The following is a 24,244-nucleotide window of genomic DNA, read 5'->3' as shown; positions in this document are numbered from 1 at the left end:
GGTGACTGATTTGCAAAAACGGGCACGAATTATTTTTAATCCCACATCAGGACGCGAAACTCTGAAAAATAAGCTGGTTGATATTCTTAACGTGTTAGAACAAGGTGGTTATGAAACCAGCATCTATGCGACAACTCCTGCTGAAAATTCAGCACAAAACGAAGCACGGCGAGTGGCGCAAGCTGGGTTTGACCTTGTGGTTGCAGCGGGTGGTGATGGGACTATCAATGCGGTCATTAACGGCATTGCACCGTTGGAAAAGCGTCCTCGTCTGGGAATCATTCCAGCTGGGACCACCAATGATTTTGCGAGAGCTTTAGGAATTCCTCGTGATGATTTTGTCGAGGCGGCTCGCGTGATTGCTAACGGTCAGACGACCGCAATGGATGTCGGGAAGGCTTCTAATCAGAAACTGACCCACTACTTTATTAATATTGCGGCGGGTGGGCGGTTAACCGAACTAACCTATGATGTTCCCTCTGATTTAAAGACCGTCTTTGGGTACATGGCCTATCTGATGAAAGCAGTTGAGATGCTGCCACAGGCACGACCAATGGATATTAAGGTTCAATACGATGGGGGCTCCTATGCCGGCAAGGCGTCGATGTTTTTTTTGGCAATGACGAATTCAGTTGGTGGGCTTGAACAAGCAGTTCCCAATGCCTCTTTGAGTGATGGTAAATTCACGATGATCATCGTGAAGACCGGGAACATGGTCGAAATCATGCAGCTGATTATGAAAGTGATGAATGGAGGGCGGCATGTCCACGATTCACGGATTATTTATCAGGAAACAACTCACTTTTCGGTGAAGGATAACCAGGATAAAATGCCAATTAACCTGGATGGTGAGTACGGTGGCGACGCACCGATGGATTTCCAAAACTTGAAAGAACATATTGAGATTTTTTCGAATTTAAAAGCTGTCGCAGATCCAGCTACCCAAGCATAAACAGGTTTGTCGGTTGTCCGACAAACCTGTTTCTTTAAGGAGAATTTAATGAAGCAAAAATTTATGGCCCCGGTTCAGAAAAATGAAATGCTGACAGTACACATTACCGATCTAACCTATGAAGGACTCGGGGTGGCAAAAGTTGACCAGTTCCCGCTGTTTATTGAGGAGGCACTCCCAACGGAAACCGTGCAGGTTCAGGTGGTTAAAGTTAAACAACACTTTGCCTTTGCCAAATTACTGAAGATTATAACGCCCAGCGCTGATCGGGTGGAGTCGGTGGATCCCCGCTATACTCAAGCTGGGATCGCGCCCCTACAACACCTTAAATACGAAAAGCAACTGGAGTTTAAACAGCACCAGCTAGACCTACTTTTTCAAAAAGCGCAGTTGAACGTGACAGTGGCGCCAACGATTGGAATGGAGCAACCGTTTCAATATCGTAACAAGGCTCAGATCCCAGTGCGTTCGATTAACGGTCAGCTGGAAACCGGATTTTATCGCCGCCATAGCCACGATCTAATTCCGATTGAGGATTTCTACATCCAAGAACCAGCAATTGACCAGGCATTGCTCGTTGTGCGAGACGTCTTGCGTGATTTTCAGGTACCAGCCTACAATGAAGAGACCCACCGGGGCGTGATTCGTAATATTATGGTGCGTTATGGACATCATAGTCACGAATTGATGGTGGTGTTAGTAATTAATGAGGAGCTGGTTGATGCGGAGGCCATTACTCAGGCTATCTTAAAGAAATTACCGCAGCTGACCAGTTTGTTGGTAAATGTTAATCATAGTCATGGCAATCGATTGCTGGGTGATAAAACTTATTTGTTAGCGGGACAGGAAACGATCACCGACGAGATCTTGGGAACTAAGTTTATGATTTCTCCACTATCTTTTTATCAAGTCAATCCAGTTCAAACCGAACGGCTATACCAGCAGGTGCTTGATAAAGCTGCGTTGCAACCGGATGATTTGGTGATCGACGCCTACTGCGGGATTGGTTCGATTTCACTGGTGCTTGCTCCGAAGGTCAAACACGTGTATGGAGTTGACGTGGTGGCGGCAGCGATTACGGATGCCAAGGCTAATGCAAAATTGAATGGCATTGATAACGTAACTTTTGTGACGAATAAAGCCGAAGACCAGCTCGCCAAGTGGGAGGCAGATGGGTTACATCCCAACGTAGTCGTAGTGGATCCACCACGTCGAGGGTTAGATGCTAGCCTGATTAACAGCGTGCTGGCGATGAAACCGGAGCGGTTAGTATATGTCTCGTGTAATCCGGCAACGCTGGTGCGGGATGCCCGTTTGTTGCACGATGGTGGGTATAACATTAAACAGCCGGTGCAACCAGTGGATCAGTTCCCCCAGACTCCCCACGTGGAGAGTGTAACGGTGTTTGAACGGGATTAGGAAAATAATATATGTTTTTGGGGTGATTTTTTGAAACAGCATGGAAGTAGTGGATATAGAACTAATGATAGTGGTTTGAAATTTGAAAAGACTACTGATCTAATGACAAAAGTCCACACGGATCTTTATAACGAATATTATTTAAAAGAGCATACGTTTAGATAACAAGATGAAATTATTAAATCTAAAACTGTTTCATATGAAATCTACAAAAAATCTGATAATCATTATGTTGGTTTGATTACAAAGCAAGCAGCTTTTTACAATGCATTGCATGAAACAACTGAATTAAATAATGTAAACAAAAAATTATGGAAACCAGATGAGGCTTTCTTTAATTTTGATACAAACACTATTTTTATAGTTGAAAAGAAATGGCAGCAAACCTCTGGTTCTGTCGATGAAAAAATGTTTGGATTTGTTAATAAAAGAAAATTGTATCAAAAGATTTTTAACGAATTACAATTTGAACCAAAACCAACTGTTCAATTTTCAGCTTTATTTAACAGTAGTTGGTTTATTTATGGTAAAGGTAAGGACAAAAACGATGCAAAGACGCAGCAAGTAAATGCTCAGGAAAAATATGAGGATTACTTTGATAATTTACGTAAAGATGGAATTAAAATATTTTTTGATAAATACGATTATTGGTAGTTTGGTCTATAATTTTAATAATTAGTTATGATAAATTCATCGACCTTACCTCTTTTTTTACCGTTAGAATTTATTGCTCTGCCAGCTCTAACGGTTCGTATTTTAAATGTTTTTGATTTATATAGTTCTTTTGTAATCTCACTTGAAGAATTTGAAATCATAACTTTTACATTTTTATGGGTCAATGAAATTGCTAGATCTCTTAGCTCTTTTTGTTGAACCATACCAAACCCATTTTTAGTATAATTTGTGAACGAAGAAGTCGGTGTAAGAGGTATATAAGGCGGATCAAAATATACAAAATCATTTTTTTGAGCAGTTGAAACTGCATCTCTAAAATCATAATTAATAATTTTAACATCGTTATTTTCTAAATAGTATGCATCATTTCTTAAAGATGATGGAAATAAGTTTAATTTTTTGTGTTTACCATAGGGAACGTTGTTTTGTCCGTTGGAATTGACTCTCCATAGACCATTAAATCCTGACTTATTTAAATAAATAAATAAACCTTGCAGCTCTCTCTACATCAGAATAATTTAAAAACAGTTGCAAGTAATTATCTACTTAGCAAATTTACTTAAAGGTACGAGAAAGTATTAAATTAAATTTTATTATTGAAATAATTTTATAAATTTTTATGGTAGAGTGTGGTAAAATTGACTACGAAGTATAAAGATTATTTATTATTTGGTAAACTTTACTACCCTTAATCGTTTCTGTAAACTAAGCATAGCTCTCTTTTAACAGGTTACTATAATAATATTTTTATTAATATATATGGGGTGATGATTTTGAAAAAAAACGCAAAAATGTCTGACATTTTAAAAAAAAATGAATCCCCAACCTATTACGATAGATATTTAGACACTGATAGTGAAGCATTTATAAATCCAATACTTGTATGTAAAAATAAAAAAAAATTTAGTGGCGAGGATAGTGAAAATGCTGAGAAAAGAATTGATTCATTCTTTGAATTTGTTATGGGAAACAAGGCAGAAAACCTTTCAAAAATAGATTCAGTCCCTGAAGAAAATGCTACTGGGTTAGGATATAGTAAAAATAAATCAGTTGGACATGGTCCGAACAAAGACCTTTTTCATGAAATGTTAAATAGTTTGAATCTTAATACTGAGAAATATTCTGGTCTTGCTAAACTGAATGGAAATGCGTGCAGGCTATCAGCTTTAACGATGTTCGTTCCTGGTTTTTCATATGATAGTGTTTCAGATTTAACTACTAGATTAATTGAAAAAGAATTATACAATTTTACTATAGAAACTGTAAAAAGATTGGGACGTGATAATTCTTTGCATAAAAGAACGGAAACTTTATACTATTGGGCTGATAAGGATTGTGAATGGAAGAAAGAAAATGTAGAAAAAAATTTCTACGCCAATGGTAAATTCACACTACTTGTACCTAATTGTATGGTTGAAGAAAAAAAGTTTAAAAAAAATCCAGATGATTATATTAGAAACGTTATTGCACCACGAATAATTAATGATAGATTACAAAAAACAGGCAAAAAGCCGAAAAAAAAGCAAATTATAGATAAAGCTAAGAAGGATGCTGGTGGTGCAAAGAGACTTATTGAAAACGATATAGCAAAATATCCAAATGATTTTATTGACTATTATAATAATGAAGATTTGTAAAGTTAAATTATAAAAATAAAATTAATTTTTTATATAATTTTTAGTTTTTATATTGATATCATTTACATTTAATTAGTTAGTAATTAGTAAAATGTTGAGTTTATTTATCTATTATTTTTGAAATCAAAACATGAAATTACAGGCAGTTTATCAATAATCGATCATTAAATTTAACGGTTCCGATACTAATACTTATGTTAAAAAATTTTGAAATAATTATTAAATTTGCCAACTTAAAAAACAATCATCATAGTTATTAGGATGATTGTTTTTTTACTTTTTCTATTGGATTTTAAGGTAACGGCAAAATTATGAGGGTTAATCTGGTCTGACTTACTTAAATTACCAATTTCTTTAAAATTTAATCCAGTGGCTGGGAAACTGAAAACATTTCCAAGATTAACCAACGAAGTCTTTTTAATCTAGCTATTCGCTAATTATCTGATAATATTGTTTTTTGAGATTTGATATTTATTTTAAATTTTTACATTGTCTGTGATGCTATTTTCCGAATTAATACTGGTCGCGACTTGCCGCCGCTAGTTTCTATGAAAATAACGTATAGATTAATTAAGTCATTATTCCTCATCTGGATTATTGAGCAAGTTAGTAACCGCTTTAGCTCCCTTAAATTTAGTTACAGGCTTATACTCAGTAGCTTTTAATAAGCGTAAATTTGTTTTTTATCTTCATTTAAAACGGCTTGGGGATTGTTTTCCAAATTTTTATCAAGCATATAATAGTACGTACCATTAGAAGCATGCTATCAAAAAAGACAGTTGTTGAGTGATCTTGAACTTTTACTATGTTAAGTGAGTGCAATACTAATTATATTCAATTGGCCTATCGTGTACATAATCCCAATCTGGATTATGTACTACTGGTTTTTCGATTTCTTCTCCAGTTTCAGTGTTTCTGACAATTACTGTATTATCATCTTTTCCACTAACAACCTCGTATGGACCTGGGTTATTTTTCGAAACTAAGTAATCGTCAGGAACTTGAGATTGCTCTGATTCCTGATTGTTATTCACTGTGTCCGGATTGGGATTCTTTGAAAATCTAGCCGTACCACCATGAAAGGCTAAAGTAATCGTATCAGCATCCTGCCGCTCAATGAGATAACTTGAGTTTTCAAAGGGTGCACTTCCTTGCGGAGTTAGATTATAACCAGTTCCGTCTCGATCGATTTTAAAAACATAGGTTCCTTGTTCTTGCTGTGGTGCAGCGATTGTCCAGGTTAACGTCTCATTATTGATTTGGAGATATCCGTTTAAACCAGAAATGTTTTCATCATCGGCCGGATACCAGGTACCTTGCATTGCTTCGGGAATTGCTTGGTTACTGGTACTCCTGTTAGTCGGGATATTTTTGTTAGTAGCATCGTGATTATTTTTTGGTTTTGTCTTTATTTTCTTATCAGGTTTTCGTGTTTGGCTTGTTTTTGGGTGATTTATAGTAGCTTTTTGCTGAGTTTGACGGTATAAATACAGTCCTAGTATGACTAAGAAGATTAAACTAATTATTAGCATAATGAAGGTTACTTTATGGTGTTTTTTTCCTTGGTTTCGTTTTAGACGGGTTTGCATGAGAATCCTCAATCTTTCCGATTAATAATTAAATTAATTATATCGAATTAACCTAGTTTTCAACAGCTTGAATTATTAATTAGTTGTTTTTTGGGGGTTATCTTAATCTCATAATCTTGATAGAATTAAACTAGTTAATTAATTTTAGTATTATTCTGATTTACATAGTTAAGCTTAATTTTAAAGCAAGAGATGGAGCAGGAGATTGCAATCAAAAAGTAAACCTATTGACGCTGGCAGTATCAATGTCCTTGATTTTTTAAAGAATGACAACGTGATTCTTGAAATCCCAGTTTTTCAGCGCCATTACGAATGGAGTACGGATCAATGCGAGACATTGTTTGCAGATTTAGAGCAGATTGTTGACAGCCAAAAAGAGCATTTTTTTGGGACGATTGTGTACGTTTCGTACCGAGAAATAAATGTTAAAGAAACCAAGCAGATGATTGATGGGCAGCAACGTTTAACTACCCTAATGCTATTGATTTGTGCCCTTAGAAATTCGGATAAACAGTTGTCAGATCAATGTGATCAATATTTGCTTAATTCGAGATTGTCAGATAATGAACGTGTAAAATTGAAGTCGGTCGAACGAGATCGCATGGCTTTTATGAGTATTGTTCAGGAGCGCTCCGCCGAAATTCAATCTGAATCGAACTCGAAGCTAGTTGCAAATTATCGATTATTTTGTCACAGGGTGAGTCAATCAACTTTTTCAGCGCGTACATTGTTAGATGCTTTGCGACAATTAATCATTGTTAACATTGAGCTCACATTAGGACCAGACTCAGAAAACCCTGAGGTAGTTTTTGAAAGTTTGAATTCTACTGGATTATCATTATCGGCGACTGATTTAATTAGAAATTATTTACTAATGCAGGTGGGGCCAGATGAACAACGCAATCTTTATCAGAATTATTGGGTGAAATTAGAACAGCTGTTTGCGGGCGCTGATTTCACTGAGTTCATTTGGCGTTATTTAATTATGAGCATGCATGCTAGCCACCCAATCAAGAAATCTGATGTTTATCATGGGTATCAGCAATTTTTCATAGCGCAACATTGGAATCCTCAACAAGCCTTAACTGATTTACTACGATTTGCTTATTATTATGTGCATTTTCAACAGTCTCAAACGGATAACCCGGAAATCAACCATTCTTTGGAAATTATTAATCGAATGAAAAGTAAGGTTGTATATCCCTACCTACTAATGTTGCAAGACCAAGTGGTGAAAAATCGACTCTCAAAAGCAGATTGGATTAAAATTGTTCAAACTTTAACTAACTATTTGTTCCGACTGAAGATTTGCCAGTTAAGTACAGCAGGATTAAATAGTATTATTAGTAATTTATGTGTTTTACCAGCAGCTACTACGGGGTTTTACCAACGGGAATTAACGCTTCTTCGCAACCGGTTTGTTTCTGATCGTGATTTTACGGAAACATTGAAAACAACAGATATCTATCGAGAGTCAGATTTAGCTAAATTAACCTTGGAATTATTAGAGCAACATCGATCAAAAGAAACCATTGATTTTACTGATGCTCAAATTGAACATGTTATGCCGCAAACGTTGAGCAATGATTGGCGGCTAGCAGTTGTGAATGTTGATTCATTTCATGACAGATATGTTAATACGTTAGGAAATCTTACTTTGACCAAATACAATCAAGAAATGAGTAATGCTCCATTCGATAAAAAGCGAGCAGTATATCAAAAATCTAATATTATGATTACGAGAAACATTCCCAGTGACTACGATATTTGGAATGCAACTTCTATTGCGAAACGGACAGCACAACTGACACAGGAACTATTGGAGATTTTTCCGTTTCCAACCTTTGCGGTGAAAAATAATGGTGTGCAGTCCGGTACCTATCGGATTGATACTGCTATCAATGTGACTGGGAAAAAGCCAGTAAATATTATGATTCAAGGTAAGAATTATCGCATTAGTTCTTGGCAAGAATTTTTGTTTACTTTTATGAATTATTTGGTAACCAATAAACCATCTAAATATCAGATAGCAAGGAATGATGTAGCTCTAAAACGCCAATTTTTCACTAATCTTAGGAAACCCAAAAAGTTAGTTAATGGTGACGAACTGGAACGAAATCTTTCGGCTAACCATATTAAAGCTTTTGTTACTAAAGTTGCTGAAATTGCAGACTTGAGTAATCAAATTTTTTACACAATCAGATAAGCTTTTTACGCTTGTTATTAGTAAAAATGTTCCGTTCTCAATTTGAGGACGGAACATTTTTAATTAACATCAAAACTTAATTTTTTTTAAGCTTTATCAGCATTTTCATGTAGCAACCCAAATTTCTTAAAATGCTGGCGCAAATATTGCAAAGTGATGCTCGTGGGCTCTTTGACCAATTCTCGTGGGTTTCCGGCGGCCATTAGCTGACCGCCTTGGTCGCCTCCTCGTGGTCCGAGGTCAATCATGTAATCGACGTTGGCCATCAAGTCAAGGTCATGAGTAATGATAATGATCGTCGCACCACGTTTCTTTAATTGATTCAAAACCCCAAGGAGAGTCTGGACGTCCTTGGGATGAAGCCCGACCGAGGGTTCGTCAAAGACAAACAGCGTTTTGGTCTGGCGTTTTTTTAGATGACTTACCAACTTGAGACGTTGCGCTTCACCACCAGACAGGCTGGGAGTACTTTCACCCAGGTGCAGATAATCTAGCCCGATATCAGTTAGCAACTGGAGTTGTTGTTCAATCTTAGGCAGTTCCGCAAAGACTGGGAGTGCCGTTTTAACGGACATGTTTAGGATATCGACGATGCTATAACCGTGCCAGCGAATTTGTTGGACAACGTCTTTGTACTGCGTGCCATGACAAACGGGACAGGTTTCGACGACATCCGGTAGGTATTGAACATCGAGCGTAATGGTTCCGACCCCACCGCAATTAGGACAGGCGCCCTGCTTATTGTTATAAGAGAAAGCAGCGCGACCTAGCTGCTGCTGTTTAGCAGCAGGTTGGGCAGCGAAGAGGGTGCGGAGCTGATCCATGATGGTTGTATAAGTTGCCAAGGTCGAACGGGTATTTTTACCAACTGGTTTGGCATCCACACTGACGACGTTGGTAAACTTTGTTTTAAGTTGAGTAACCTGCTGGGGAAGTCGTTCACGGGAGGCGTGTGCTTGAATGGCTGGAACCAAACTATCGAGGATGAGACTGGTCTTGCCAGCTCCCGAAAAGCCAGTCACGGCGGTGATTTGATTGCCAGGGATCGTGATTTTAAGTTGCTTGAGATTAAAATAATCCTGAATTTTCATTTCGGTATCCAGACTAGAGCCATTTTTAGCAGTGGGAACCTTAGGATGCATAATCGTGGCCCGACCAGCTAGAAATGGCCCGATCAGAGAATTGGGGTTGTTTGTGAGTGCTCGGGGTGTGCCGGTCGCAATTATCTGACCTCCAGCTGCCCCCGATCCAGGGCCAATCTCGATCACCCAGTCGGCGGCTGCAATCATATCAACATCGTGGTCGACTACCACCAGTGAATTTCCCTGCGCGATGAGTTTTCGAAACACGTTGACCAATCCCTTGAGATTGTCCGGGTGTAACCCAATCGAGGGTTCATCGAGCACATAGAGCACCCCGGTAGTCTCCGTACGGATGGTTTTAGCTAACTGAATCCGTTGTAATTCTCCGGTCGAGAGGGTATTACCATCCCGGGCTAAGGTAAGATAGTCAAGGCCGAGTTCAAGCAGTGGTTGCAGGGTTTCAGTGAGATTTTTAAATAAGGTCTTAGCCAACTGCTGCATTTCATCCGGCAAACTAGCGAGGGTTTGTTGTTGCCAGTCACCTAGTTTTCCGAGGGTTAGTTTGGAAACTTCCGCAATGTTACGGCTCCCCACCAGTTGGGTTAATAATGCGGGATCTAATCTCGTTCCGTGGCAGACAGGACAAGTTGAAAAATGGAAAAACTGGTTAATTTTGGCCATTGACCGACTACTTTTGACCGTCTGCAAAGAATCATAGACAGCTGCGTAGGCGTTTTCGTACAAGGTATTATCAGTGTGAAAGACCCGACCAGTGGAAGTTCGAAAGTCGACGGGGTACTTTTTCTTGGACCGTGGAGTACGATGTCCTTTTCTTGTTTTGTCAGGTCACGGTAGGGAATATCGGTTCGTACGCCCAGAGTCGCAGCAACATTTGGCATAAAGTTACGACCGGGCAGATGCCAGGCAGCAACCGCCCCCTGATCGAGACTAAGATTTTCATCACCAATTAGTTTACGTTCGTCTAGTTCACGAATTTGCCCACTGCCGTGGCACTTTGGACAAGCACCGCCACCGTTAAACGCGAAGTCTTCAGCAGATTTTGCCATAAAGGCAACGTGACAAACAGGGCAGGTAATCATGCCCATCTGGCTGTGCTCCCCAGCTGGGAGATCCATGGCTTGTGCAATTTTGAGGCTGGGTGGTAACCGGTGCCCGTTCGGACAAACGGTGGAACCTAACCGGGAAAAAATTAATCGAATGACGTTAAAGAGCTCGCTCATTGAGCCGACCGTCGATCGCTCGGAAGGAACCGTGGGCCGTTGCTTAAGCGCGATGGCAGACGGAATATGACGGACTGTTTGAACTTGCGCCTGTTGATCCTGACTGATCCGGCGTCTTGTATAGGTCGAGAGGGCTTCTAAATAGCGACGCGAACCTTCGGCATACAGGATTCCCATTGCGAGTGAACTCTTTCCAGAACCAGACAAACCGGAAATTGCGACGAATTGATTGAGCGGGATGTTCACATCAATGTTTTTAAGATTATGGACTCGTGCACCGCGGACTTCGATTTGCTTGACCGCTGGTTGGTTATTTTCCATTTTAAAACTCCTTGTGAAATTTTATTGATGTTGTTGATGCCACTTTTTGATTTGGGCAAGCCGTACTTTGAAGCGCTGTTCATGCCCCTGTGTGGTTGGGAGATAATATTCATGACCGGCGACGGACGGAGGCATCGTGGTCATAGTTGTTAGTTTATCCTTGGTATTGTGAGCTAATTGGTAATTGCTCCCATAACCGAGGTCTTTCATTAGTTTGGTGGGAGCGTTGCGAATCTGCATGGGAACCGGATCGTTAGCGGTCTGTTTGACATCTTTAGCCGCGGCTAGTCGGGCTTGATACAAAGCATTTGATTTAGGCGCCAGCGCCAGGTAGGTTACGGCTTCGACTAGGTGGACGTCGCACTCCGGCATGCCGATGAATTGGCAAGCTTGAAATACATTGATGGTGACGTTGAGGGCATTAGTGTCGGCCAGTCCGACATCTTCACTGGCAAAGCGAACGAGCCGGCGAGCGATGTAGAGCGGATCTTCCCCACCTGCCAACATCCGTGATAACCAGTAGATGGCGGCATCGACGTCGCTGTTGCGCATGGATTTATGCAAAGCGGAGATCAGATTGTAATGCTCTTCGCCATTTTTGTCATACAGAACCTGTTTGTTGGAAAGCAACTGTTCTAGGGTTTGGTTGGTTACCGTAACGTGATTGCCGACTTTTTCTCCGTTGAGAATAGCCATTTCAAGCGTGTTGAGCGCCGTGCGCGCATCGCCATCGGCAAAATCAGCGATTGCTTGTAGTTCCTGATCTGTAATCGTGATGACTTGCTCTCCAAAGCCTGCTGGGTTGTGCAGGGCATGTTGGAGTAGGGTTACGATGTCTGCTGGGGTTAGTGGTTTGAGGACGAAGACCTGGCAACGGGACAACAGGGCGGAGTTGACCTCAAACGAAGGATTTTCCGTGGTGGCACCCACGAGGGTAATGCTGCCACGTTCAACATAGGGTAAAAAAGCATCTTGTTGGGCTTTGTTAAATCGGTGAATTTCATCAATAAATACCATCGTGCGTTGTCCGACTTCCCGATCCCGCTCAGCTTGCTGCATGATTTTTTTGATTTTACTAATGCTACTGTCAACAGCACTAAAGCTCAGAAAATTGGCTTGGGTCTGGCGAGCAATGATTTCAGCCAGGGTGGTTTTACCAACGCCGGGAGGACCCCAAAAAATCATGGAAGAAACCTGATCGCTTTCGATGATTTCGCGGAGAATCTTCCCTGGCTCTAATAAGTGTTGCTGTCCGACAAATTGGTTAAGGGTTTGGGGCCTTACCCGATTAGCAAGTGGTGTCCTGGACGGTTGATTGGTGAACAACGATGCTTGTTTCATAGATAAATCACCTGACTTTCTAACTCAAATCCTACCATTAATGCTAGACTATAACGTAACGTGACAGTCAATTGGAGGTGGTCAGAATGTTAAAAATTAGTGAGATGGCCAAGCTGGCACATACGACGCGGCGTACGCTGATTTTTTACGATCAGCAAGGGATTTTTCGCCCTCAAACTAAAAGTGATGCGGGATACCGCTATTACGATTATCGCCAGCTATACGATCTATTGTTGATTCTCGGATTGCGTAATCTAGGGCTGTCGCTGGCAGAGATTCAGCAGTTGCAAAATCAGGACAGCGTGATGCCGGTTGACCAACTGCTGCAGGTGCAAACTAGGGTAGCGGCTAAGATCAAAGCACTGGAGAAAATCCAGCACATTTTAGATGAACACCTCCAACAACAACCAACTGGACATGATTTTCAACTTTATCAGCCACAGCTAACCACGGAGACCGACACCAGTTTTTGGTGTTCTAACCAGTCGGCGGGGTGTTCTGAAGCTGAGGTGGCTGAGCTATTTTCTGATTTTTATAATCAGCTAGACGAACTAGCAATTATGGAAACCGGGCAATCCGGATTTTTAACTGATTTGCCGGTGACCAATCCAACGGGTTACAAGACGGCAGCCTTTCGGGTCATCAAACAGACAAAAACAACTCGGGTGCAACCACCGATATCTCAAATTACGAAACCAGCTGGGCAGTATGCGACCATCATGGTCGAAAATAATCTGGCTGGTATCACCCGTGGACTGACTAAGTTAGCGCAGTTCACGCAGCAACATGATTTAAAGACGACTTGTCATCTTTGGCAATTGAATTCAGGAGCGCCATTGGTTGCAACGGGAGCCTCGCGGTATGGTTGGTTGGAATATGAGCTTCAGCGATAATTTTTAAAACGAGAAGCTAATTTAGCTGAGCAAAATATAACCCCCGGGGATCTAAGTGTTCCGAGAGGGTTGACTTTGCGGATTAGGATCTAGCCAAGTAATTACTGCGGGCTCTTTAGATTTTGGTGTGCTTAATCCATCAAAAACAACAATTACTAGACTAACTCAAAGTAGTAATAAGTTAGTTTTTTTCTGAAAACCATCTATGGAGCGATATGAAAATGCTTTCAAAAGCAAGGTGCGGGCATTCTTCAAGAAACAACTTATCGCTTACAACTTTGATTTACAGCGATCGACGTGGTTGAACCTAGCTGGTATGGTGATCAATCCTACCTGAATCAGAATCTGGTCAAGAACCTGGGAATTCGAGATGATCATCAGTTTTTGTAGAGGCTTTATTAGTAGATTATTGCTACGCTGATTAATTAATTTGGTGCACAAGTGACGCAGTAACTGGTAAAATTAAAGAATAGTAATTAATTAAATCTGTTGAAGCTTGATTGGTAGAATGCTTGAAACCATTAGAAGACCAGCGATTGTCGGAAAGGTAGTTTTTATGAAACCTGTGTTAGAGCGTGTCACCACTACTGCAGACTTAGGTAAGTTGCAGGACTTAATTAGGGATACGTTTCGCGATACGTATTGGGATACAACGGATAATCGAGAAATTGAAAAATACCTTGACACAGAATACAGTTTGCCAAAGTTGCGGTCTCAGGTGGTCAATCCCGATTGTCATTTTTATTTCCTAAAACAGAATCATGCAGTGTCAGGCTATGTAAAATTGAATTTTGGAGAGCAGCAAACCGAGACTTTGCCAGAAAACAGTGTGGAAGTGGAAAAACTTTACGTGCTTCCTGAGTATAAACGACAAGGAGTTGGCCGATTTGCATTGGCTGCGGCTGAGACAATTGCTAAAAAACAGGGAGCTAAAATTTTATGGTTAGGTGTTTGGGAAGGAAACACCAGTGCCCAGCAGTTTTATGAACGTGTTGGTTTTCGTCCGGTTGGCAAGCACACCTTTCAACTGGGAGCAGAAGCACAGACGGATTTAATCTTGACTAAATCACTATCAGAGATTGAGGAATGATCATGCAGCGTGCGGAAAAATTAAAAATATATGAAAAATTAGTTGCATTTGATACCAGTCACGGACATGAACGGCCAGCTGCTCTTTATGTCCAAACCTTACTGCAAACCCATGGGATTGCCAGCCAGATTATTCCGATGGCTGATGACCATGCTAACTTAGTAGCAGAGCTTGGCACGGGTCAAGCACCGGTACTGGTTGCTAGTGGACATTTGGATACTGTTGCGATTGCTCAAGACGAATGGGAAACTGATCCTTTTGTACTGACTAGCAAACACGGTCAAGTGTATGGCAGTGGCGTTACTGACATGAAGGGTGGCGTTGCGGCTTTGCTGATCGCGATGATTGAGCTCCATGATGCTCAGGTGCCCCTGGCGGGAACGTTGCGTCTGGTTTTGACAGCCGATGAAGAAGGACAGATGAGTGGTTCGCGGTATTTACAAAGTGAACAAGTAATGAAGCAAGCGGATGCGCTATTGATTGCTGAACCAACTGGCTATCGGGTCGTGTATGCTAACAAGGGCGAAGTTGATTTACGGATTACGGCGCAAGGACGGGCTGCTCATAGTTCTCGACCTAATTTTGGGATTAATGCAATTCAAAATCTGATGGATTTCTTGGAACTGACTAAGCAACGGATAGAGTCCCAGGCGAAAGCACACCCAGATGCCGTATTAGGACAGACGACTAGCACCGTCGATATTTTTCGAGGTGGAATTCAGATTAACTCCATTCCGGCGCAAGCAGAAGCCGAATTAAATCTTCGAGTGGTACCAGCGTATGCAAACCAAGCTGTTTTAGCTGATTTCAAACAGTTGTTGAGTAAATTTAATTCTGAACATGCCGGCGAACTTCAATTGGAAGTTTTAATGAACATTCCGCCAGTGATAGGAGATGCAACGTCTCCCTTAATTGAAGATATTTTGCAAATTGCTACCCCATATCTCAAAAATAGTCAATATAACGAAGCTGAGTTGAAGTTGGGTCAGCACATGCAGGAGAAGCAGGGTTTTAATCCTTTTGATCCCGATGAAATCGTGGTGATGGGAGCCTCTGGAGGCACAGATGGCTCGGAGCTCTTACAAGAGCATTTGCAAGGTTTCCCCTATGCCGTATTTGGTCCAGGAAATCCGATCAAGATGCACCAGAGCAATGAATCAGCTGATTTGGCGATGTGGTTTGACTATATTGAGATTTATAAAGAATTGTTTCAGCGTTATTTGGGGTAGTTATGAAAAAATATATTGATTCGAATGCAATTGAATTGAATGATCAGATTATAAATGAATATAGGAAAACTATTTTTAAAACATTAAGGATATAGCACAAATTATGAAATTTCATTTTGTAATTGGGGGACTCTAATGCACAATGGCCCTCAGTAATCTTGATAAAACAGCCCCCAATATCTATAATTCAGATATTAGGGGCTGTTTTTTAGATAAAGTGTAAATTAGACCATAAAAATAAAAGGAGCGCGGAATATGTCGCTGCAAGAAATCGCAGACCTAAAAATCGGCAATTTTTATACAAATAATGAAATAATGTCGGCATTTAAAGTTGCTAATTCTGGGGGAATTAGATACTCAAAAACGACAAATTCGATAGTTATCTTTTCGTTTACGCAAGTTCGCTCGGTTAAAGAAATGCCTTATCAAGATACATGGCAAGGAACTACTATTCATTATACTGGGCAAGGCAAATCAGGCAATCAGTTTTTAACTAGAAACAATAAAAAGTTGGCTGAATCAAATAAAAGTGATATACCTGTATACCTTTTCGAGGCCTTTAACAAAGGTGAAAACATATATCAAGGACAAGTTTCTCTAGTTAACAAACCATATCAAGTGACCGAATTGGATTCAAATAATAATTATCCGCGTCTATAAATTTCCACTTAAGCTATTAGGACAAGGGGCGCTAGTATCTAAACGGCATCTTATAGATTATGAAGAAAAACAAAAAGACTCTTTAAATAAAGTTTCACAAGCAGACATAGCGAAAGCAGCTAAAGAAGTTAGTCGAGTAAATAGTCAATTAGCTAAAGAAGGTCATATAAAAAATAATGGCTCAAGAAAAGTGGTATATGAATCTTATACACGAAATCCTGCTATAACGAGCTATGTAAAACAAATGGCAAACGGCATTTGTGCTCTTTGTAATGAGTCGGCTCCTTTTTTAGATAAAAAAGGAAACCCCTTTTTACATGTACACCACATTGATTATTTAGCTAATGGTGGTCTTGATGTAATTGAAAACTGTGTTGCTGTATGTCCCAATTGTCACGCTCGGATTCATAGTTTAAATGATCCCCGTGACAAAGAAAAATTAATGCAGAAGGTGGAAAATAGGTCGCTATGACTCAGTTAATTGTCTTATTAATCAAAGATGACTAGCGTAACTACACCATTTTTAAAATTGATAACTCGATACAAACTGATTGTTTTTTTAGATTCAACACCCTAATTGTCACGTCACCGAAAAACAGTTCTATAAATATTATGATAAAAGTCGACTATCTTGTTATTCAAACCATGCACAAGACTAGAGCTGATTAAATTTAAATGCAATCTAATATTATTTTGTTCATACAATTACTAAACCACGCAGATAAAGTAATGACTTTAGCATATTTGGGTTTGAACCAAGTAAGTATGAAAACCATGTTAAATCAAAGTGATTTTAGTTAATTAATTTTAAATTTATTACTTAATTCTGACAAACTACAATTATTGCATTTTAATACGTTAGTTTTGAATTTCATTGAAAAATGACTGATTCGGAAACATTAACTTTTTTGAACAACATAATTCTACCAGCAAAATTTTATTTTTGGCATAATAAAACCCACTAATTTAGATCTTTGTCCAAATTAGGGGGTTCATATCATAAAGCTTTAATCTAGAGGATTTTTTTATTGGTTGGTTAGAGTCGGAACGTATTTGTGTAGAAACTGGTCTCCAAAAGCAGTAATGGATCTTGGTTCTTGATTAAAGCACCAAGTTAACATGATGCCACGAAGTAGGGTTTCAAATTCAACTAACGTTTCTTCTGGATTTCTTGCATCTTTTTTGGCGATGATGGTTTTAATTTTTGCCGGAAACGTACGACTTTCAAGATGATGACCGGGATGTTCATAGTTGGTCATTAGATTTGCACTAAACGCATTAGTAGTAACTTCACGACCAACTTGATCAACAAAGTTAAATTCAAAGTTACCGATTTTGATTAATAACTGTGTAAGCGATTCCGCATTAACGTTTAAAGTTTTTAAGCGTTCTTGCATGAAATCATTAAATGAATCATAGTAAATCGCACTGATGATTTCTTCCTTTGATTTAAAATGGACATAAAAAGTACCGGTAGAAACACCGGCATTTTGGGCAATCTCACCAGTTTTCACAGCTTTGATACCATTGAGCTTAAAGAGCTTAATGGCAGTCTGCAGTAGTTTTTTACGAGTATTTGCTTTTTGAATGCTTCGATTCATAAAATTATCACTCTTTACTTGTATTTTTGAAATTTCTTGCTATAATGAATATATTCACTGAAATTATTCACTAAAGGAGAAATAAATGTTTTTTCTTAATTTAACATATCTAAAGCCAGTTAGCGACGTTGAACAACATTTAAAGGAGCATAATGCTTATCTGGAACATTTTTACCAAGCAGGTAATTTTATTTTCTCTGGTCGGAAGGAGCCAAGAACAGGAGGAGTGATTCTTTGCCGAGCAGCTGATCTATCTACGGTAGAAAATATCTATCATCAAGATCCTTTCTATCAAAAACAAATCGCTCGTTATGAGGTCACAGAGTTTTTACCAACGAAAATGATTCCTGAATTTGAAAATATCATTGATAATAAAAGGTGACTGGATGCTGGCTACAAGATGACTATCACATAAATGATTCAAACAGATATTGGTAATTTTGTATGCCGAAGGAAATTACAATTTAAAAGTAAAGTTTATGAAACTACGTGTATCTACATTGTTCTTCGGATAAGACAAATTATAATCGGCTATCAATTATTCCTGCCGATCCTCAATGCTGAATTAATCCTAATAAAAAAGGGCGATCATTTATGATCGTCCCTTTTTTATTAGCTAATGATAATCAAGTTTGAGATCTTCAGGTTCATGGAAATGTAGTTTATTAATAAAAAGATAGCGACTAATAAATGCCAGTAGTAGAGGAACAATTAGAAATAGGGACACGATGACAATTGTGTGAGTCAGAGAGATATGAGGATGGGCATCTAGGTCAGCTAACGGGCCCACTAAACCGGCCAAGCCAAATCCAGCACTCACAGGGGTTCCTTTGACGTCAAAAATAGCTCCTAATCCACCTAAGATACCGGCGTTAATCACTGCTGGTACGACTAGTTTAGGTTTGGCAAGGATATTTGCCATCTGAATCTTGGGAGTTCCGATAATGTGGGAAATGATCGTTCCCATTGAGTTAACTTGGGATCCAGCAACTGCCAAGGTAAAAGCAGTTGCTACGATACCTAGGTTAGCAGCTCCAGCAGCAATACCACTAATGCCGATTGCGGTGGCGATGCCTACAGAACTAATCGGTGAAACAATGATGAGGGCAAAACAAATTGCGATCAGACAACCCATCAGTACCGGTTGTAAGCTAGTTAGTTGGACAATGCCAATCCCGATTTCTTTAGTAAAGAAGTCGACCGGGCCAAGGGTTAGTCGACCGATTCCACCACCGACTAACAGGACAATCGTCGGTAGCAACAGGATGCTTAAGTCTTTGAGTCGAGTTCCAATTAGTAAAATTAAGCAATAGGCAATCCCAATTGTAATCCCAATGTTTAATACGTTCCCGCTGCCATTGATTAATAGATTTCCATTACTGAATTTTGCATTTCCAGCGCCGACGGTAGCAGCTAATGCTAGCGCTGCCGATTGCATTGGGGTAAAGTGCGACAGCATGCCAACACAGGTAGCACTGGCTGCGGGTAGAATCATGGCTGCCATGGCTGTGAACCCCAGAACGACTGTAAGCGCCGGAAAAGTGGGTAGCAGTGGCTTTATGATGGAATTTAAGATTGCACCCGGAATGAGGGTGACGATAATCCCAATCGCCATTCCATTCAAAATGTTCAATAAATGTTGTCGGAGATGTGTTTTCATGAGCAAGTCCTTTCTAAAATAAAAAGCCTGGTTAGCAGGGGGAGCTAACCAGACTCTAATAGTTATTAGGAAAGTAACGACAATAACTAATGAACAGACCTGGTTAGCGATAAAGACCGATCTAACCAGGATTTAAGCACTAAAAGCCTTAATTAGATACAGGTTTGTACCAAATAAAGGCTAAATATAGGTGTGTTTGACTAGGCATTAGTGATGACATCGTTAACGATCCTTTCTATTAGATTATGGATATTAAACAGGATTGTGGCGCTGGCGTCAATTGTTTTTTGTAAGTAAAATTATTAATTCGTAATTTCAACCAAAAAGACCTTGACAACCTTAATTGTCCGGCATAAAATTAAAAAAATTATTTCCAAGAAGAATTGTTGAGTATAGGCGCAACCCTTTCAGAGAACTCCTGGCTGGTGAAAAGGAAGTAGGGGAACGTTTAGAAGATGGACAGTTCTGAATAACTTTGTTAGTGAATCGTTAGCTAGCACCGGATTCGTCACCGTTATCAAGACGCAGTTATGGTTGTAACTGGCGGAGGTTCATTTTGTGAGAAATGAATTAATTAAGGTGGTATCACGAGTACACTCGTCCTTTTTATAGGGCGGGTGTTTTTTATTTTTTCGAGGAGAAAGCGAATGACTAAAGCACATTTAGCCCGTGCCATCTCAGCCCGGCAGGTTCTCATGATTTCATTAGGCGGAGTGATTGGAACCGGCTTGTTTCTGAGTTCCGGGTACACGATTCATGAGGCAGGACCATTAGGAACTGTCCTGGCATATTTAGTAGGGGCGTTGATTGTTTATCTAGTAATGCTGTGTTTGGGAGAGTTAGCAGTAGCTTTTCCAGAAACCGGTTCGTTTCATGTTTACGCGCAACGCTACTTAGGAAAAAGTGCGGGGTTTGTCGTGGCGATTTTATACTGGTTGACCTGGACGATTGCATTGGGATCGGAATTCACCGCCGCTGGATTAATCATGCGCCATTGGTTTCCACAAACGCCCGTTTGGATGTGGAGTGCTCTACTAATTATTTTGATTTTTAGTTTAAATGCAGTTTCGGTTAAATGGTTTGCGACAACTGAGGGGTGGTTTGCCGGCATCAAGGTGGTCGCCATCGTGAGCTTTATTGTGTTAGGAGTAGGTGCAATGGTGGGATTGCTTCCCTATCATGGGACACGCCAATTCATCGGCTTACGTAATTTTTACCGATCTGGGTGGTTCCCCAATGGCTTTTCGGGAGTCTTTACCACGATGCTCACCGTTAATTTTGCTTTTTCCGGCACTGAATTAATTGGAGTAACCGCTGGTGAAACCAAAGATCCGGCAAAGACGATTCCCAAGGCAATTCATGCTACCTTATGGCGACTCATTACCTTTTTTGTGGGTAGCATGGTGGTTATGAGTGCTTTGTTGCCCTACCAACAGGCGGGGGTAACGCAAAGTCCATTTGTAACGATTTTCTCCGGATTGGGGATCCCCTTGGCAGGGGATTTGATGAATTTTGTAGTGCTGACGGCGATTATTTCGGCAGCAAACTCGGGGCTTTATGCCGCAACTAGGATGTTATGGTCATTAGCTAACGAGGGAATGGTTGCTCCCATTTTTCAGCGGACGACGAAAAAGCAGATTCCAATTTATGCGCTTGTCGCCAGCATGGGTGGTGGCATCCTGGCCCTCTTGTCGGCAATCTATGCTGCAAGTTCCGTCTACTTAGTGCTGGTTTCGATTTCAGGATTGGCGGTAGTCTTTGTGTGGATGGCGATTGCGTTATCAGAGTTTCAGTTTCGCAAACAATGGCGACAAACGGGACATCGGGATACTGATTTACAGTGTCCAACGCCTGGATACCCAGTAGTTCCGCTGTTAGCTTGTGGTCTGTGCTTGCTATCCTGTTTGCTGATCTGGTTTGATCCGCAGCAGCGGATTGCTTTAGAATGTACCGTTCCTTTTGTGATCGTTTGCTACACCGGTTATGCCATGAAGGAACATTTTCAAAAGAAACGGAGGACAACAAAATGAAGCGACAGATTTTATCGACAAGTCTAGACCAGCCCTTGGTGCTTGATGGTGCTATGGGTACCGAACTTGAAAAATTGGGAGTGGCGACTAATGACGAGCTCTGGTCAGCGAATGCTTTAATTGATCAGCAAGAAAAAATTTATCAGGTGCATGCCAGTTATTTTCGAGCGGGAGCAGACCTTGCGATTACTGATACTTACCAAGCTAATGTAGCCGCTTTTGCTAAGCGAGGGATTGGACATCAGCAGGCCCTGGACTTACTTGCGACCGGGGTTCATTTGGCTCAAGCTGCTAGAGATCGCTATCGTCCGACCGGTTTAGTGGCTGGTTGCATTGGACCGTATGGAGCTTATCTAGCTGACGGTTCTGAATATACAGGAAACTATACTAAGACAGTAGCTGAGTATGAACAATTTCATCGGGAAAAAATCTTGACTCTGATAGATGCCGGAGCAGATTTGTTGTCGGTTGATACGATGCCTAATTTTCAAGAAATCCAAGCGGTAGTCGGCATCTTGGCAACGCTTGATCAACGGATTCCGTACTGGATTAGTTTCAGTGTGCGAAATCAGCGTCAGTTAAGTGATGGAACCGACCTGAATCGGGTGGTCGCTTGGTTACGGCAGCAGCCAAGTGTCGGTGGGATTGGAATCAATTGTACTAAAATGGAAAATATTACGCCGTTGGTTAAATTAATTCGTGCGCAAACCAAGTTGCCGATAATTGTATATCCGAATCCGGGAGATTTGTATGATCCGCTGACGAAGACTTGGACGACCGTTCCCCATGTTGATTCTTTTACAAAAGAAGTTCCTCACTGGTTAGCTGCTGGAGCCAATATTATCGGTGGTTGTTGTCGAACAACGCCGGCAGATATTGCCCAGATTAGCAGATTAATACGTCCTTCTGTTTAGCTTATCCAGTTAAATCTTTGGAGGAGGCTACATGCTTCGTTTTAATTCATTACCAGTTAGCAGCCCACAATTAACTAAAAAAATGTATAATGTCATTATTAGTGAATTTGGCTAAAACTAAAAGGAGGCAGCCATGGAAAAAAATGAATTTCAGTATTGTCAACAATGCGGAACTAAAAATGAACAAATGGCACAGTTTTGTATAAACTGTGGCAGTGCTCTGCAGACACAGAGTGAATCAGCTACCACAAACAAGACAACCATGACAAATGAATCGACCGCAACCACGACATCACAACCAGCGACTGTCACGAGTCAACAAGTTACAACAGAAGCGCAAGAAAATGTTGATTCAGTATCATCATTAACTCCACAACATCATTCAGGGATGATTGATGAAGCGACTCACGAGTTAAATAATTGGGCCGGAGGCGACGGCTCGGTGCACTTGAAATTGAGCACCTTTCTTAGCGAGGTGTTTAGAAATCATACGCAAGAAGAAGCCGAAGAAATCTTCATTGTAGGAACAAGAGAAACCACGCCACCGTTGGCAGATGTAGTGGACGACAAGATTCAACCCTGGCTTTTTTCTCGGGTCTTGGTTTTGATTGTTTTCTCAGGTTTTTTACTACAATTCCTGGCGCTTCTAAATGCTAATTTTGGAACCGTGTATTCGATGGATGCCATTATGGCGATTTCGGTGCCCGTAGCGGCGCTGATGCTCTTTTTTGAGATGAATATTTACAAAAATATTAGTATGTATCAGGTTGTTCAGATTTTTTCCATTGGTGGGATTTTGTCGATCATAGCGGCCGTCATTATTGACCTTTTGATTGGAAATGGTGGTAGCATTGACTTTGTTGGTGCAATGCTAACTGGTTTTGCTGAGGAGTTGGGCAAGGTGATTGTAGCGGCGTACTTTGTCAAAAAACTCAATGCCAATAACATTTTTAACGGAATGCTGATTGGGGCAGCGGTTGGAAGTGGTTTTGCAGCATTTGAAAACATTACCTACATGTTTGGTAGTCACGGGCAGTTTGCTCCCATCTCCTATGCGCTCTTTCGCTCGATAACTTCGATTTCTACGCACGGTGAGTGGTGTGCAATTGCGACTGCCGGATTAGTCGTTGCTAAGGGCTACGGCTCATTGGAATTTTCAACGTTCTTTGATCGACGCTTTCTGCGTTTCTTTTTTATGGTCGTGATCTTGCATATGTTGTGGGACTGGAACCTATTGAACGGACTAGGGCTTGTTCGGTATGTGATTCTTGCAGTTTGTACCTGGGTGTTGGTGTTTGTGTTTATTAACGCAGGACTTCAGCAGGTTAAACAGCGCCAGATTGAGCAACGGCGTGAAATGCAAACTTCAGCGTAAAGTAATCAAAAAAACAGCTTCGTTGCCGATAAATTATCGGTCGCAAAGCTGTTTTTAGTTTGTTTTGATAACGCTAACCTTAGTTAGCGGACCAGTTAGAGTTTCATATAATTACAGAGATGGAAAGTTAAGTAATTGATATGTTTGGGGAAGGTCCACGGACTAAAAGCTACTAATTCATTCCATAAACTGATTATATCTTTAATGTTTGTTATCGATTACGAAAGATCTGATAAAGTTTTTTTAAATGAATCATTAATCACTTTGATTTTTGTAAATTATTAATGTTAACCGTGATGATATTAGCTTGACACCATGGTGGCAAACCA

At 40.4% G+C, this 24,244-nt stretch carries 19 protein-coding genes and 2 pseudogenes; 15 read left to right on the top strand and 6 right to left on the bottom strand.

The genetic code is table 11. The features are described 5' to 3' along the window. The first annotated feature begins 10 nt into the window (after nt 1-10). The 3 genes from FC87_RS04745 to FC87_RS04735 all read left to right on the top strand — a co-directional run bounded on the left by FC87_RS04745 (nt 11) and on the right by FC87_RS04735 (nt 3,025). Nucleotides 11-952 (top strand): diacylglycerol kinase, encoded by a 942-nt coding sequence (locus FC87_RS04745; protein ID WP_035421306.1) that lies wholly within the window; start codon nt 11-13, stop codon nt 950-952. Between the two features lie 48 nt (nt 953-1,000). Beyond that, nucleotides 1,001-2,371, top strand: a complete 1,371-nt coding sequence (rlmD, locus tag FC87_RS04740) for a 23S rRNA (uracil(1939)-C(5))-methyltransferase RlmD (RefSeq protein WP_035421289.1) — start codon at nt 1,001-1,003, stop codon at nt 2,369-2,371. A gap of 237 nt (nt 2,372-2,608) precedes the next feature. Continuing rightward, nucleotides 2,609-3,025, top strand: a complete 417-nt coding sequence (locus tag FC87_RS04735) for a PD-(D/E)XK nuclease superfamily protein (protein ID WP_009166661.1) — start codon at nt 2,609-2,611, stop codon at nt 3,023-3,025. Nucleotides 3,026-3,039: 14 nt separating this feature from the next. On the opposite strand, the gene FC87_RS04730 is transcribed toward FC87_RS04735, so the two are convergent. Beyond that, nucleotides 3,040-3,528, bottom strand: coding sequence for a DNA adenine methylase (locus FC87_RS04730; RefSeq protein ID WP_225349208.1), 489 nt, complete (start codon nt 3,526-3,528; stop codon nt 3,040-3,042). Nucleotides 3,529-3,819: 291 nt separating this feature from the next. Between FC87_RS04730 and FC87_RS04725 the strand changes: the two genes are divergently transcribed. After that, nucleotides 3,820-4,683: a hypothetical protein gene (locus FC87_RS04725; RefSeq protein ID WP_056961763.1), complete on the top strand. Its 864-nt coding sequence runs from the start codon at nt 3,820-3,822 to the stop codon at nt 4,681-4,683. Nucleotides 4,684-5,507: 824 nt separating this feature from the next. Here the strand turns inward: FC87_RS04725 and FC87_RS04720 are convergent. Then, entirely contained in the window at nt 5,508-6,272 is a 765-nt protein-coding gene (locus FC87_RS04720; protein WP_009166657.1) for a hypothetical protein, read from the bottom strand. A gap of 205 nt (nt 6,273-6,477) precedes the next feature. On the opposite strand from FC87_RS04720, the gene FC87_RS04715 reads away from it, so the two are divergent. Continuing rightward, nucleotides 6,478-8,478, top strand: coding sequence for a DUF262 domain-containing protein (locus FC87_RS04715; RefSeq protein ID WP_009166656.1), 2,001 nt, complete (start codon nt 6,478-6,480; stop codon nt 8,476-8,478). A gap of 86 nt (nt 8,479-8,564) precedes the next feature. Here the strand turns inward: FC87_RS04715 and FC87_RS04710 are convergent. Both FC87_RS04710 and FC87_RS04705 read right to left on the bottom strand, forming a co-directional pair. After that, nucleotides 8,565-11,122, bottom strand: a pseudogene (locus FC87_RS04710) (AAA family ATPase). 21 nt (nt 11,123-11,143) lie between these two features. Then, complete coding sequence (locus FC87_RS04705) at nt 11,144-12,463, bottom strand: replication-associated recombination protein A (RefSeq protein ID WP_009166655.1); 1,320 nt, start codon at nt 12,461-12,463, stop codon at nt 11,144-11,146. 86 nt (nt 12,464-12,549) lie between these two features. Between FC87_RS04705 and FC87_RS04700 the strand changes: the two genes are divergently transcribed. The 6 genes and pseudogenes from FC87_RS04700 to FC87_RS07185 all read left to right on the top strand — a co-directional run. Beyond that, complete coding sequence (locus tag FC87_RS04700) at nt 12,550-13,356, top strand: MerR family transcriptional regulator (RefSeq protein WP_009166654.1); 807 nt, start codon at nt 12,550-12,552, stop codon at nt 13,354-13,356. Nucleotides 13,357-13,864: 508 nt separating this feature from the next. Then, nucleotides 13,865-14,446, top strand: a complete 582-nt coding sequence (locus tag FC87_RS04695; RefSeq protein WP_009166652.1) for a GNAT family N-acetyltransferase — start codon at nt 13,865-13,867, stop codon at nt 14,444-14,446. Beyond that, nucleotides 14,443-15,675: an ArgE/DapE family deacylase gene (locus FC87_RS04690; protein WP_235804434.1), complete on the top strand. Its 1,233-nt coding sequence runs from the start codon at nt 14,443-14,445 to the stop codon at nt 15,673-15,675. The genes FC87_RS04695 and FC87_RS04690 overlap by 4 nt, the downstream gene beginning before the upstream one ends. A gap of 255 nt (nt 15,676-15,930) precedes the next feature. Further along, complete coding sequence (locus FC87_RS07105) at nt 15,931-16,335, top strand: SRA domain-containing endonuclease (protein WP_191979374.1); 405 nt, start codon at nt 15,931-15,933, stop codon at nt 16,333-16,335. A 244-nt stretch (nt 16,336-16,579) separates the two neighbouring features. Continuing rightward, nucleotides 16,580-16,807: an HNH endonuclease gene (locus tag FC87_RS07100; protein ID WP_191979373.1), complete on the top strand. Its 228-nt coding sequence runs from the start codon at nt 16,580-16,582 to the stop codon at nt 16,805-16,807. A 91-nt stretch (nt 16,808-16,898) separates the two neighbouring features. Further along, nucleotides 16,899-17,136, top strand: a pseudogene (locus tag FC87_RS07185) (site-specific integrase); the annotation flags it as partial. A gap of 224 nt (nt 17,137-17,360) precedes the next feature. On the opposite strand, the gene FC87_RS04680 reads toward FC87_RS07185, so the two are convergent. Then, entirely contained in the window at nt 17,361-17,936 is a 576-nt protein-coding gene (locus FC87_RS04680; RefSeq protein WP_056961761.1) for a TetR/AcrR family transcriptional regulator, read from the bottom strand. Nucleotides 17,937-18,021: 85 nt separating this feature from the next. Between FC87_RS04680 and FC87_RS04675 the strand changes: the two genes are divergently transcribed. Continuing rightward, nucleotides 18,022-18,318, top strand: a complete 297-nt coding sequence (locus FC87_RS04675; RefSeq protein WP_056961759.1) for a YciI family protein — start codon at nt 18,022-18,024, stop codon at nt 18,316-18,318. Nucleotides 18,319-18,552: 234 nt separating this feature from the next. Here FC87_RS04675 and FC87_RS04670 read toward each other — a convergent pair whose 3' ends face one another. Next, the gene (locus tag FC87_RS04670; RefSeq protein ID WP_009166647.1) at nt 18,553-19,596 is read right to left on the bottom strand and encodes a PTS sugar transporter subunit IIC; all 1,044 of its coding nucleotides are present in this window, start codon (nt 19,594-19,596) and stop codon (nt 18,553-18,555) included. Nucleotides 19,597-20,243: 647 nt separating this feature from the next. Between FC87_RS04670 and FC87_RS04665 the strand changes: the two genes are divergently transcribed. The 3 genes from FC87_RS04665 to FC87_RS04655 all read left to right on the top strand — a co-directional run bounded on the left by FC87_RS04665 (nt 20,244) and on the right by FC87_RS04655 (nt 23,915). After that, nucleotides 20,244-21,626, top strand: a complete 1,383-nt coding sequence (locus tag FC87_RS04665; RefSeq protein ID WP_056961757.1) for an amino acid permease — start codon at nt 20,244-20,246, stop codon at nt 21,624-21,626. Beyond that, the gene (gene mmuM, locus FC87_RS04660; protein WP_056961756.1) at nt 21,623-22,540 is read left to right on the top strand and encodes a homocysteine S-methyltransferase; all 918 of its coding nucleotides are present in this window, start codon (nt 21,623-21,625) and stop codon (nt 22,538-22,540) included. Before FC87_RS04665 ends, mmuM begins: the two co-directional genes overlap by 4 nt. 133 nt (nt 22,541-22,673) lie before the next feature. Next, a complete protein-coding gene (locus FC87_RS04655; RefSeq protein WP_056961754.1) occupies nt 22,674-23,915 on the top strand; it encodes a PrsW family glutamic-type intramembrane protease in 1,242 nt (413 codons plus the stop codon). Nucleotides 23,916-24,244 lie beyond the last annotated feature (329 nt).

It is taken from the genome of Fructilactobacillus florum DSM 22689 = JCM 16035, from assembly GCF_001436645.1.
GTDB classification, from domain to species: Bacteria; Bacillota; Bacilli; order Lactobacillales; family Lactobacillaceae; genus Fructilactobacillus; species Fructilactobacillus florum.
Note: the sequence above shows the minus strand (reverse complement) of the source record. Positions and strands in the feature narration are given on the sequence as shown.